Here is a 12,386-nt window from a genome sequence, read left to right on the forward strand (position 1 = left end):
CAGGCTGCCCCTCCGGCCGTCGATCCAGGGAGAACCGTGCGCTTTCTCACCCCGCCCACCACCGACCTCACCTACTCGGACGTCTTCCTCGTGCCCAGCGCGTCCGAGGTGGTCTCCCGGTTCGACGTCGACCTCTCCTCCGACGACGGCACGGGCACCACGATCCCGCTCGTGGTCGCGAACATGACGGCCGTGACCGGCCGGCGCATGGTCGAGACCGTCGCCCGCCGCGGCGGCATCGGCGTGCTGCCCCAGGACGTGCCGGTCGAGGTGATCGCCGAGGTCACCTCCTGGGTCAAGGGCCGGCACCCCGTCTTCGAGACGCCCCTCAAGCTGCAGCCCGGCGACACCGTGATCGACGCGCTCCACCTCATGCACAAGCGCGCGCACGGAGCGGTCCTCGTGGTCGACGACGGCGGGTCGTGCGTGGGCGTGGTGTCGGCCGCGGACTGCGAGGAGGTGGACCGCTTCGCCTCGCTCGAATCGGTGATGCGTGCCGCCCCGGCCGCGTTCGAGGCGTCCATGTTCGACGACGACCCCGCCGCCGCGCTGCAGAAGGCGTTCGAGGACCTCGACGGCGCGCGCACTGCGCTCGCCCCCGTGGCACGGGACGGCGTGCTGCAGGGCGTGATCACCCGCACGGGAGCGCTCCGCTCCACGATCTACGATCCCGCGCTCGATGCCTCCGGCCGGCTCCGCGTGGCCGCCGCCGTCGGGATCAACGGCGACGTCGGGGCCAAGGCGGCCGCGCTGCTCGAGGCCGGCGTGGACGTCCTCGTCGTCGACACCGCGCACGGCCACCAGCGCAAGATGCTCGACGCCCTCGCCGTGGTGCGCGGACTCGATCCGAAGGTCCCCATCGTGGCCGGCAACGTGGTGAGCGCCGACGGCGTCCGCGACCTCGTCGCCGCGGGGGCGTCCATCGTCAAGGTGGGCGTCGGCCCCGGCGCCATGTGCACCACGCGCATGATGACGGCCGTCGGACGCCCGCAGTTCTCCGCCGTCCACGAGTGCGCGCAGGCGGCCGCCGAACTCGGCGCCCACGTCTGGGCGGACGGCGGCGTCCGCTACCCGCGCGACGTGGCCCTGGCCCTCGCCGCCGGCGCGAGCCAGGTCATGATCGGCTCCTGGTTCGCCGGCACCTACGAGAGCCCGGGCGACCTGCAGACCGACAGCAACGGCCGCCGCTACAAGGAGAGCTTCGGCATGGCGTCGGCGCGCGCCGTCCAGAACCGGACCCGGCGCGACGACGTCTTCGCGCGCGCCCGGAAGGGCTTGTTCGAGGAGGGCATCTCCACGTCGAAGATGTACCTCGACCCCGCCCGTCCCGGCGTCGAGGACCTGCTGGACTCGATCACCGCCGGTGTCCGCAGCTCCATGACCTACGCGGGCGCGGCGTCGCTGGCCGAGTTCCGGGAGCGCGCCGTGGTGGGCGTGCAGTCGGCCGCCGGCTACGAGGAGGGGCGGCCGCTCCAGCAGAGCTGGTAGGGCGCAGGGGCCGGGTCCGATTGCGCCTGCGGCGGACCCGGCGGAAGTCCTCCGCCCGCGGCGGGCGCGAGCCGGTAAACTGGGACACCTTATGGACAGTCCTTCCAGGGGCCGGCTCGACGCCGGCATACCCTCACCTCTTGCCCATCAGCTGCCTGCCTGTGATGCGGAACGCCCGGCCGATGCCGGTTCCGACGCAGCAGCCCTCTCCTCCGACGCCGCGGACCCCCTCAGACGCGGCCCGCTGCCTGCCCTGCCCGGGCGTCCCGGGGAGGTGAGGTAGCGGTGGAGTGGATCTACCTGGCCTTCGGCCTGCTGCTCGTCCTCGGGACGGGCTTCTTCGTGGCGGTCGAGTTCGCCCTCGTCGCGCTCGACCAGACCTATGTGCAGCGCGCCGTCGACGAGGGCGACACGAAGGCCGAGCCCCTGCTCCGATGCCTGAAATCGCTCTCCACGCAGCTGTCCAGCTGCCAGCTGGGCATCACCCTGACCACGCTGCTGACCGGTTACGTCATGGAACCGTCGGTCGGACGGCTGCTGGAGACCCCGCTCGCGGCCCTCGGACTCTCGGAGGCGCTGACCGCCTCGACCTCGATCGTCATCGCGATGATCCTGGCGACCCTGCTCTCGATGCTCATCGGCGAGCTGGTCCCCAAGAACCTCTCCATCTCCCTGCCCTTCCGGGTCGGCAGGGCGCTCGCGCGTCCGCAGCTCGTCTTCACCGCCGTCTTGAAGCCGGCCATCGTAGTGCTCAACGGCTTCTCCAACAAGGTGCTCAACGTCTTCGGCCTCGAGGCCAAGGAGGAGATCTCGGGCGCGAGGACGCCGTCGGAGCTCTCCTCGCTCGTACGCCGCTCCGCGGAGATGGGCACGCTGGACCAGGGCACCGCCGACTTCCTCGCCCGGACGTTCAGCTTCTCCGAGCGCACGGCGGCCGACGTCATGACCCCGCGCATCCGCATGGAGGTCATCGATTCCGAGCAGACCGTGGCCGACGTCGTGGAGGCCGCTCGGCGGACCGGCTACTCGCGCTTCCCCCTCATCGGCGAGTCCGCCGATGACATCCGGGGCGTGGTGCACGTCAAGAAGGCCGTCTCCGTGCCGCGCCACAAGCGCGCGGAACTGCCCGCCGGGACCATCATGACCGAGGTGCTGCGCGTGCCCGAGACCGTGCACCTGGACTCGCTGCTCAGCGAGCTCCGGGAGGCCAACCTCCAGCTCGCCGTCGTGCTGGACGAGTACGGCGGCACGGCCGGCGTCGCCACGCTCGAGGACCTCGTGGAGGAGATCGTCGGCGAGGTGAAGGACGAGCACGACAAGCTCAAGCCCGGGGTGCTGCAGAGCGCAGCGGGGGACTGGTTCTTCCCGGGCCTCCTGCGTCCCGACGAGGTCACGGTCCAGATCCCCGGCCTCGTCGTCCCGGACGAAGCCGGGTACGAGACGGTGGCCGGGTTCATCATGGCCGAGCTCGGGCGCGTCGCGGCTCCGGGTGACACCGTCGAGGTGCCTGCCGGGACCCTCACGGTGGAGCGCATGGACAACCGTCGCATCGACCGCCTCCAGTTCCGACCGGCGCCCGTCCCCGAGGGAGAGGACGCCGGGCAGGTCGACGAGGCCGTGGTGCCGGAGCACCAGTCGGTTCCCCTGGGCACCGGCTCCCATGACGCCGTCCCCCCTGCCACGGCCCGCCCCGCCTTCGCGGGCAGCACCACGACCCGGAAGGACGCGCGATGAGCGACTGGGCAGGAATCGTCTGGCTCGTCATCCTCCTGATGGGCAACGCCTTCTTCGTGGGCGCGGAGTTCGCGATCATGTCCGCGCGCCGGAGCCAGATCGAGCCCCTGGCGGACGAGGGATCGAAGAGGGCCAGGACCACCATCTGGGCCATGGAGCATGTGTCCCTCATGCTCGCCTGCGCACAGCTCGGCATCACGGTCTGCTCGCTGTTGATCCTCCAGGTCGCCGAGCCGGCCATCCACCACCTGCTCGAGGTACCCCTCGAGGCCGTCGGGCTCCCCGAAGGGCTCGTGGGCGGCGTCGCCTTCGCGCTCGCCCTGCTCCTGGTGACGTTCCTGCACGTGACGTTCGGTGAGATGGTGCCCAAGAACATCTCGGTCTCCGTCGCCGACCGGGCGGCGCTCCTGCTGGCTCCGCCGCTGGTCATGATCGCGCGGGTGGTCAACCCGGTGATCTCCACGCTGAACTGGACCGCCAACCACATCCTCCGCGCCCTCAGGGTGGAACCGAAGGACGAGGTCTCCTCGACGTACACGCTCGAGGAGGTGCAGTCGATCGTCGAGGAGTCCACCAGGAGCGGACTCGTGGACGACGAGTCCGGCCTGATCACCAGCGCCCTGGAGTTCTCCGGGCAGACGGCCGAGACCACGATGGTCCCCCTCGGCGAACTCGTGACGGTCCGCACCGACGCCACCCCGGAGGACTTCGAGCGCGCCGTGGGCCGCACCGGGTTCTCACGGTTCGTGATGGTGGACGAGGGCGGGAACCTGACCGGCTACATGCACCTGAAGGACATCATGTCCATGCCGCAGTCCATGTACCGCAGGCCCATCACGGAGAACAAGGTCCGCACGCTGGTGAACCTCTCACTCGGGGACGAGATCGAGGACGCCCTCGCGGTGATGCAGCGGACCGGTTCCCACCTGGCGCGCGTGCTGGGCCCCGACGGCTCCACCCGCGGCGTGCTCTTCCTCGAGGACGTGATCGAGCAGCTCATCGGCGAGATCCGGGACGCCACCCAGAACCAGGGAGTCCGCAGGACAGGGGAGGGCGGGGGCAGCACCGCAGCCTCGATGGCCTGAGTCGCCGCTCCGGCACGATGCGAACCGTTCGCGTTTCAGCTATGCTCGTGTGGCTAACGTAAACAGTTCTCATTAGTCTGATCGAGGTACCGATGTCCTTCTCCCGCCGTCTCGCCGTGCCAGCTCTCCTGGTCGCCTCAGCGCTCGGTCTGGCCGCCTGCGGGGAGGGCGCCTCGGAGGCGCCCGGCGCCGCCGAGGACGGTGGGCTGAGCATCGTCACCTCCACCAACGTGTACGGGGACATCGCCGCGACGATCGCCGGCGACGAGGTGGAGGTCACCGCGATCGTGGACAGCCTCAGCCAGGACCCCCACTCGTACGAGGCCACCGTCCAGGACAAGCTGTCCGTGTCCGAGGCGGATCTCGTGATCGAGAACGGGGGAGGCTACGACCCGTTCCTCGGGCGCCTCGCCGAGGAGACGGGCGTGGAGTCCGTGCTCAACGCCGTCGAGCTGTCGGGCCTCGAGGGATCGGAGGAGCACGCCGAGGAATCGGAGGAACACGCCGAGGAATCCGCAGAGGGACACGCCGGGGAGGGCCACGCGCACGGCGCCTTCAACGAGCACGTCTGGTACAGCCCGCCCGCCATGGTCGCGCTCGCCGACGCCATCGCCGGGGAGCTCGGCCGGCTCGACCCGGCCGGTGCCGACGCCTACCGCGAGCGGGCCGATGCGTTCATCGCCGCTCTGCAGCCGGTCCAGGACCGTCTCGCGGCGCTGAAGGCGGACGGCCCCGGCGGCACCGTGGCCGTGACGGAGCCCGTGCCCGCCTACCTCCTGGAGGCCGCAGGCCTCGAGGACGTCACGCCGGAGGAGTTCGGCGAGGCCATCGAGGAGGAGACCGACGTCCCCGTCGCCGTCCTCGACGAGATGACGACGCTCGTCGCGGGCGGCACACTCACCTTCCTCGCCTACAACGAGCAGACGGAGGGACCGCAGACCGAGGCGGTGCGCTCCGTCGCCGAGGACGCGGGACTCCCCGTCCTCGGATTCACCGAGACGCTGCCCGACGGGGAGGACTACGTTTCATGGATGACGGCTTCCACGGATAGCATCGAGGCCGCGCTCGGGTCCTGAGGATCCGGGCACCCGATCCCCTGCAGCACCCCCGCACCGCCCTGTACCACCCTGCACCCGACAGACTGGAAACCGCCCCGCATGACCTCGACGACGCCCCGGCACGCGCCCGCACCGGACGTGTCGGCACGTCCGCCGGCTGTCCGCCTGCGGGGCGCAGCGCTCTCCTTCGGTCAGCGGACCCTGTGGGAGGGGCTGGACCTCGACGTCCGGCCCGGCGAGTTCCTGGCCGTGCTGGGCCCCAACGGGTCGGGCAAGACGAGCCTCCTGAAGGTCCTGCTCGGCCTCCAGCCGCTCACCGCCGGCACCGCGACCGTCGACGGCCGGCCCGTCACGCGCGGCAGCAGGAGCCTGGGCTACATCCCGCAGCAGAAGTCGTTCCCGCCCGAGACACCGCTGCGCGCACGCGACCTCGTGGGGCTCGGCGTCGACGGTCACCGGTGGGGGCTGCGGACGCGGGGCAGGGCGTACCGCGAGCGCGTGGACCGCCTCCTGCGCGACGTCGGTGCCGAGGCCTACGCCGACGCCCCCGTGGGACTGCTCTCCGGCGGTGAGCAGCAGCGACTGCGCGCGGCCCAGGCCCTGGCGACCGAGCCCACCGTGCTCCTGTGTGACGAACCGCTGCTGTCACTCGACCTCAACCACCAGCAGGCGGTGAGCTCGCTCATCAACCGGCAGTGCCACGAGCGGAACAGCGCGGTGGTCTTCGTGACCCACGAGATCAATCCGGTGATCGACTACGTCGACCGCGTCCTCTACCTCGCCGGCGGCAGGTTCCGGGTCGGTGCCCCCGCCGACGTCATGACGAGCGAGGTGCTCTCCGATCTCTACGACAGCCCCGTGGAGGTCCTCCACAGCAACGGCCGGATCGTGGTGGTCGGCCTGCCCGATGCCACGACCCATCACCACGAGGGCGCCTGACCATGGACTTCTCCGAGATCGTCGGCGCCGTCTTCACGTTCGACAACTACGCGCAGCTGCTGCCCCTCGTCCGGAACTCGCTGATCGCCGGGGCGGTCCTCGGACTGCTGGGTGGGCTCATCGGGACGTTCGTCATGATGCGCGACCTCGCCTTCGCCGTGCACGGCATCGCCGAACTCTCCTTCGCCGGGGCGGCCTTCGCGCTGCTCGTCGGCGCCAACGTGGTGGCCGGCTCCCTCGTGGGCTCGGTCCTCGCCGCGCTCGTCCTCGGGCTCATGGGCATGCGGGCGCGCGACCAGAACTCGATCATCGGGGTCGTCATGCCGTTCGGTCTGGGCCTCGGCATCCTGTTCCTCGCCCTGTACGAGGGGCGCGCAGCCAACAAGTTCGGCCTGCTGACCGGGCAGATCGTCTCGGTCGACGACGTGCAGCTGAACCTCCTGGTGGGCTGCGCCGTCGTCGTCATCCTCGCCCTGGCCGCGATCTGGCGTCCGCTCACCTTCGCGAGCGCCGATGCCGACCTCGCCGAGGCGCGCGGCGTTCCCGTCCGGGCGCTCTCGATCCTCTTCATGGTGCTGCTGGGGATCTCCGTGGCGCTGTCCATCCAGGTGGTCGGCGCCCTGCTGGTCCTCGCGCTGCTCATCACGCCCGCCGCGGCTGCCCTCAAGGTCACGGCGGCGCCCGGGCTCGTGGTCGTGCTCAGCGTCCTGTTCGCCTGCACCTCGGTGGTGGGCGGCATCCTCCTGGCACTGGGCGGACGGATCCCTATCAGCCCCTATGTCACCACGATCTCGTTCGTGATCTACCTGGTGTGCCGCCTCGTCGGTGCGCGGAGGACGAGGCGGGGATCGCGGAGGCCCGGTGCTTCGTCCGCCGAACCGGTGGCGGCGCCGGCCGGGGGCTAGGGCTCAGGGGAGCGATCCGACTGGTCGACGGCGGCGGCGATGGCCTGTTCCATGCTGCGCAGGAACCGCGTGACCGTCTCGGTCTCGTCGTCGGTCAGGCCGTCCGCCGCGGCGAGCACGCCGCGCTTCTCGATGTCGAAGGCGGCGCGGAACTCCGCCGTCGCCTTCTCCCCGGCTTCGAGGATCACGGCCCGGCGATCGACGGTGTGGCGGCGGCGCCGGATGAACCCCGCCCTCTCGAGCCGGTCGATGACGAGCGTGGTCGACGCGCTCGAGATCCCCAGGGCGAGCGCGAGGTCCTTCGGGCTCGCCGTCTGGTCGCGCTGCCAGGCGGCGAACAGGTGGCGCAGGGCGTTGAGGTCCGTCTCGTTGATACTGAGCCTCTGGCTGAGGCGCCGGCGCAGGTCGCTCTCCAGGACGCGGTACGCCCTCAGGGCGTTGAGGACGTCGACGCCCGTGGCACCGCGGCCGGGCACGGCCTCACGGGACGGCGGGTACCAGTAACCCGCTCCCTGCGGGGCGTCCGAGGTCATCATGAGTACAGCTTAGGGCATCTAGTAGTCAACCTCTCTAGCTACCCGGGATCGGTCCTGGAGTTCGACCGACCCGGTGTACCGGTCCTCAGCCTCCAGCGGCGGGAAACGGGAAGTCCAGCGCCGATACCGCGACCCCGAGGTCCCCGAGGAAGCGGTGGATCACCGCGGTCTCCTCGGGGGACAGCGCGTTCGTGATCTCCTTCATGCGCTCGTGCAGTGCGCCCATGGTCGAGCGGACCTCCTCGTCGCTGGAGGCCGTGGGCCAGATCTCCACGCCCCGCCCGTCGGTGGCGCTCCGGCGGCGCTCCGCGTGGCCGCTCTTCTCGAGGCGGTCGACCAGGACGGTCGTCGCCGCCGTGGAGATCGCGAGCTCGCGTGCGAGCGCGGCCGCGCTGAGGGGCCGTCCGGATCGGCCCGCCCGGAGCAGGAGCCGCAGCGCCGTCATGTCCGTCCTGCCGAGGTGCATGGACTCCCGGCTCCGGCCGCGCATGGCGCCCTCGGCGTCCCGGTACCGTCGGACGGCGTCGGTCAGCGCGTCGAGGTGGGTCACGTGGCCGGCGTCGTGGTCCGTCCCGGACGTCACCGGGGCCCGATCCGCTGCGGCGGGGACCGGGTTCTCGGGAGGTATCACGTGGTTCAGCGTAGCCGAGGGCGAGGACTGCCGTCGGGGGAGGGCAGGTGCCGGCAGCGGTCCCTTGACAGGCGTCCGCTCCGGCTCGTCTACCGGTCATCGCCCGGATGCTACCCGGGGGCCGCCCTCAGGGACGGGCGGCCAGGGCCGAGCATTCCGGGCACAGGCCGTGGATCTCGACGGTGTGGGCGGTGTCGGTGAAGCCGTGCTCGGCGGCGATCCGCGCGGCCCACTGCTCGACGGCGGGCGCCTCGATCTCCACGGCCCTGCCGCAGTTCCTGCACAGCAGGTGGTGATGGTGGTGCTCGACGGCGCAGCGACGGTAGACCGCCTCGTTGTCCCCGCTGCGCAGCACGTCCACGAGGCCGTCGTCCGCCATGGACTGCAGGATCCGGTAGGTCGTCGCGAGCGAGACCGACTCCCCGCGATCATGGATCAGGCGGTGGAGCTCCTGCGTGCTGACGAAGTCGTCGAGGTCGTCGAGGGCGGCGCTGACGGCGCGGCGCTGACGCGTCACGCGCTGCTCCGACCCCTTGCGGACGGGCTGCGCTCCGGCTGTGCCCGGCGTCGATACTGCTTCGGATGTCGCCTCAGGCGTCATGTTCTACCCCTCCCGCGGGCGCTGGCGGTGCCCTGGACCAGAGTCAAGATTATCAGCGCGCCCGCGGGTAGTCTGGGCGCATGCTGCTGACCAAGTACTCGCACTCGTGCGTGAGGCTCGACCAGGACGGGTCCGTGCTCGCCATCGATCCGGGTTCGTTCTCCGAGGTCGAGGAGGCCCTCGAGGGCGCGGACGCCGTCCTCGTCACGCACGAGCACCCCGACCACATCGACGTCGACCGCGTGGTCGCCGTCCTGGCCGCGGACGTGTCGGTGCAGCTCTGGGGTCCGCCGGGCGTCGCCGACGCCGTGACCCGCGGCCTGGGTGACGCCGCCGGGGACCGGATCCACGCCGTGGCGGGCGGTGAGGAGTTCGCTGCCGCGGGCTTCGACATCCGCACGTTCGGCGGCCAGCACGCGCTGATCCACCCCCTGGTCCCGGTGATCGCCAACGTGGGCTTCCTCGTCGCGGGGACGCTCTACCACCCGGGCGACTCGTTCGTCGTCCCGGAGGGCGTCGACGTGGAGACACTGCTCGTGCCCGTCCATGCACCCTGGTCCAAGCTGGCGGAGGTGGTGGATTTCGTGATCTCGGTCGGGGCGCCCAGCGCGTTCCAGATCCACGACGCGCTGCTGAACGCGGCGGGCCTGGGTATCGTCGAGGGCCACGTCACGCGTCTCGGGGAACGCTACGGCACGACCTTCCGGCATCTCGCCACGGGGGAGACCGTCGAGCTCTGACGTACACGGTCGCGGCGGCGCGAAGCGCCGCGGGGCTCCGGCGTACGGGGTCCTTGGTGCGGAAAGCGCCGTGTGGTGGACTGGCCTGCATCAGGGCCGGCCACGGCGACCGCCGTGGTCCGGCCGCCCGTCCCGACAGGAGATCTCGATGAAGACTCTGATGGATGTGCAGGAACTGCAGGGCCGGATGACCTCCGGCGCGCAGACGATCCTGCTCGATGTGCGCTGGACGCTGGGTGACGCGCACGGTCACGACCACTACCGAGCGGCCCATATCCCCGGCGCCGTGTACGTGGACATGGAGACTCAGCTCTGCGCTCCCGGCGGTCCCGGGCTGGGCCGTCATCCGCTGCCGGACGCCGATGCCCTCCAGGAAGCGGCACGGCAGTGGGGACTGAACGACGGCGACACCGTGGTGGCCTACGACGATTCCGGCAACCTCGCCGCGGCCCGTCTCTGGTGGCTGCTGCGCAATGCCGGCTTCGCGTCGGTCAGCCTGCTCGACGGCGGCCTGGCGGCATGGCGTGCCGCGGGCTTCGACGTCGAGGGCGGGGAGGAGCGGCACTGCGTCGGCTCGGTGCACCTCTCGGCGGGGCACATGCCCGTGGTCTCGGTCCCGGATCTCCTCGACGCCTCGACCGTCGACGTCGTGCTCGATGCACGGGCCGGCGAACGATTCCGCGGCGAGCAGGAACCCGTCGACCCGATCGCCGGGCACATCCCGGGTGCCGTCAGCGCCCCGACGGCGGAGAACCTCGGTCAGGACGGCCGGTTCCGCTCCGCCGACGAGCTCCGGCGCCGCTTCGGTGCCCTCGGCGCCGACCGCGGCCACGTCGCGGTCTACTGCGGCTCGGGCATCACCGCCGCCCACGAGATCGTGGCTCTCGACATCGCAGGCATTGATGCCTCCCTGTTCCCGGGCTCGTGGTCGCAGTGGTCCACGACGGAAGGGCTGCCCGTCGCGACGGGGGCCTGACGGCCGGGCCGGCACCTCCGGCTCCCGGACGGACGGGGAACTGGTCCGCCCGGGAGTTGCTCGGGTAGCGTCGGGGCATGACCCCAGGACGTCCCTCGCCGCCACCCCTGCGCAGCGGTGCCCGACTCACCGGCGCGTCAGCGGACGGCGTCCCACCGCGCGCGACGTCCGCCGACACCGCACCCGAACCTGTACCCGGAACCCCGGCCGACATCCCAGGAGGAACGATGCCCACGCTGTTCACGAGGATCATCGAGGGCGAGGTGCCCGGCCGTTTCGTCTGGCAGGACGACGACGTCGTCGCGTTCCTGACCATCGCCCCGATCACGCCGGGCCACACGCTCGTGGTGCCGCGCCGGGAGATCGAGCACTGGCTGCACGCCGACGCCGACACGCTGTCGAAGGTCATGGCTGTCGCGCAGACGATCGGCCGGGCCCAGGAGCAGGCGTTCGGCGCCGGGCGCGTGGGCGTACTCCTCGAAGGCTACGAGGTACCCCACCTGCACGTGCACGTGTGGCCCACGCAGTCGCCGCAGGACTTCGACGTCAAGCGTGTCGACGTCGCCCCGGATCCCGCCACCATGGACCGCGTGGCCGAGGAGCTGCGCGCGGCCCTGCGGGACGCCGGGCACGGCGCCCACGTGCCGGGGTAGCGGCCCCTACCGCGTCGCGGCGAGCGCCTCGTTCAGGGCCGTCCGCACGCGCTTCTCCGAGACGGAGTAGGCCGTGCCGAGGTCCTGCGCGAACAGGCTGATGCGCAGCTCCTCGATCATCCAGCGGACCCGCCTGAGTGCCGCGGGGCGGTGCCGGCCGGCGGCGAGGGACGCGACGGCGTCGTCGTACTCGTCCTCCAGCCGCTGGATCACCGCGGTGCCGAGACCGTCGCGCTGCACGTTCGTGGGCAGCTTCTCGAGCCGTACCTCGATGCCCCTCAGGTACCGGGGGAGGTGGGCCAGCTGCGCATAGCCCGTCGCCGCCACGAACCCGGGGTACACGAGGTGTTCGAGCTGGCTCCGGACGTCGTTGAGCGACGTGATCAGCGCGAGGCTCGTGGTGCCCTTGAGCTGCTTCTGGATCCGACGGGTGCTGGAGAGCACGCGCTCGACCGTCGCCGTCACGGTGAACACGGTGTCGATGAGCTCGGCCCGGACCTCCTCGTACAGCCGGTCGAAGGCCTCCTCCGTCCAGGGCAGCTCCTCCGGCACCAGCTTGTCGATCGCGGCGAGCGAGCAGTCACGGATCAGCTCCGCGACACTGCCGTGCGGATTCTGGCTGAACGTCAGCTTCTCGGTGTTGCTGAGGTGTTCCAGCACGTACTTCGCCGGGCTCGGGATGCGCAGCGACAGGAGCCGGATGACGCCGGCGCGCATGACCGTCGCCTGCTGCCCCGCGTCGGGGAAGACCTTCAGGCCAACGGAGGTGCCCTCGTCGACGACGGCGGGGAAGCCCGTCACGCGGTGGCCGGCAACGATGCGCGAGACCTCGCGCTCGATACTGCCGAAGGCCCATGCCTTCTCGCCCGTGCGTTCGGCGACGGCGGGCGCCTCGGCCACCGCGACGCCGCCCCGCGACGCCGGTGCGGCCGCGGTGTGCCCGCCCGTCCGGGGCGCCTCGGCTGCAGGAGCACCGCGTCCGCCGCGCGTGGACGCCGGCCGTCCGTCATCCCGCCCGGCGGGACCCGTGCGGCCTCCGC

At 71.4% G+C, this 12,386-nt stretch carries 13 protein-coding genes; 9 read left to right on the plus strand and 4 right to left on the minus strand.

Annotated features, from left to right (window positions below):
- The first annotated feature begins 36 nt into the window (after positions 1–36).
- The 6 genes from guaB1 to CI785_RS00735 all read left to right on the plus strand — a co-directional run bounded on the left by guaB1 (position 37) and on the right by CI785_RS00735 (position 7,209).
- On the plus strand, positions 37–1,488 hold the full coding sequence (guaB1, locus tag CI785_RS00710; RefSeq protein ID WP_105030188.1) for a GMP reductase: 1,452 nt from the start codon (positions 37–39) through the stop codon (positions 1,486–1,488).
- 285 nt (positions 1,489–1,773) lie between these two features.
- Positions 1,774–3,222 (plus strand): hemolysin family protein, encoded by a 1,449-nt coding sequence (locus CI785_RS00715; RefSeq protein ID WP_105030189.1) that lies wholly within the window; start codon positions 1,774–1,776, stop codon positions 3,220–3,222.
- Entirely contained in the window at positions 3,219–4,307 is a 1,089-nt protein-coding gene (locus tag CI785_RS00720; RefSeq protein WP_105030190.1) for a hemolysin family protein, read from the plus strand. Before CI785_RS00715 ends, CI785_RS00720 begins: the two co-directional genes overlap by 4 nt.
- 92 nt (positions 4,308–4,399) lie before the next feature.
- Positions 4,400–5,383 carry a metal ABC transporter solute-binding protein, Zn/Mn family gene (locus CI785_RS00725; protein ID WP_105030191.1) on the plus strand — a complete coding sequence of 328 codons (984 nt, stop codon included), beginning with the start codon at positions 4,400–4,402 and terminating at the stop codon, positions 5,381–5,383.
- Positions 5,384–5,464: 81 nt separating this feature from the next.
- The gene (locus CI785_RS00730) at positions 5,465–6,304 is read left to right on the plus strand and encodes a metal ABC transporter ATP-binding protein (RefSeq protein ID WP_105030192.1); all 840 of its coding nucleotides are present in this window, start codon (positions 5,465–5,467) and stop codon (positions 6,302–6,304) included.
- Positions 6,305–6,306: 2 nt separating this feature from the next.
- Complete coding sequence (locus CI785_RS00735; protein WP_105030193.1) at positions 6,307–7,209, plus strand: metal ABC transporter permease; 903 nt, start codon at positions 6,307–6,309, stop codon at positions 7,207–7,209.
- On the opposite strand, the gene CI785_RS00740 is transcribed toward CI785_RS00735, so the two are convergent.
- The 3 genes from CI785_RS00740 to CI785_RS00750 all read right to left on the minus strand — a co-directional run bounded on the left by CI785_RS00740 (position 7,206) and on the right by CI785_RS00750 (position 8,977).
- A complete protein-coding gene (locus CI785_RS00740) occupies positions 7,206–7,745 on the minus strand; it encodes a MarR family winged helix-turn-helix transcriptional regulator (RefSeq protein WP_105030194.1) in 540 nt (179 codons plus the stop codon). The genes CI785_RS00735 and CI785_RS00740 overlap by 4 nt on opposite strands.
- 85 nt (positions 7,746–7,830) lie before the next feature.
- Positions 7,831–8,376: a MarR family winged helix-turn-helix transcriptional regulator gene (locus CI785_RS00745; RefSeq protein ID WP_157940095.1), complete on the minus strand. Its 546-nt coding sequence runs from the start codon at positions 8,374–8,376 to the stop codon at positions 7,831–7,833.
- A 127-nt stretch (positions 8,377–8,503) separates the two neighbouring features.
- The gene (locus tag CI785_RS00750) at positions 8,504–8,977 is read right to left on the minus strand and encodes a Fur family transcriptional regulator (RefSeq protein WP_105030196.1); all 474 of its coding nucleotides are present in this window, start codon (positions 8,975–8,977) and stop codon (positions 8,504–8,506) included.
- Positions 8,978–9,057: 80 nt separating this feature from the next.
- Here CI785_RS00750 and CI785_RS00755 point away from each other — a divergent pair, with 80 nt between their 5' ends.
- From CI785_RS00755 to CI785_RS00765, 3 genes are all read left to right on the plus strand, one after another.
- A complete protein-coding gene (locus tag CI785_RS00755; protein WP_105030197.1) occupies positions 9,058–9,717 on the plus strand; it encodes an MBL fold metallo-hydrolase in 660 nt (219 codons plus the stop codon).
- Positions 9,718–9,865: 148 nt separating this feature from the next.
- Positions 9,866–10,693 carry a sulfurtransferase gene (locus CI785_RS00760; RefSeq protein ID WP_105030198.1) on the plus strand — a complete coding sequence of 276 codons (828 nt, stop codon included), beginning with the start codon at positions 9,866–9,868 and terminating at the stop codon, positions 10,691–10,693.
- A 227-nt stretch (positions 10,694–10,920) separates the two neighbouring features.
- The gene (locus tag CI785_RS00765; RefSeq protein ID WP_105030199.1) at positions 10,921–11,346 is read left to right on the plus strand and encodes an HIT family protein; all 426 of its coding nucleotides are present in this window, start codon (positions 10,921–10,923) and stop codon (positions 11,344–11,346) included.
- Between the two features lie 6 nt (positions 11,347–11,352).
- On the opposite strand, the gene CI785_RS00770 is transcribed toward CI785_RS00765, so the two are convergent.
- A partial coding sequence (locus tag CI785_RS00770) for a DUF3418 domain-containing protein (RefSeq protein WP_157940096.1) occupies positions 11,353–12,386 on the minus strand: 1,034 nt, incomplete at its 5' end.

The sequence above is a fragment of the Arthrobacter ruber genome, from assembly GCF_002954225.1.
Lineage (GTDB): Bacteria > Actinomycetota > Actinomycetes > Actinomycetales > Micrococcaceae > Arthrobacter_D > Arthrobacter_D ruber.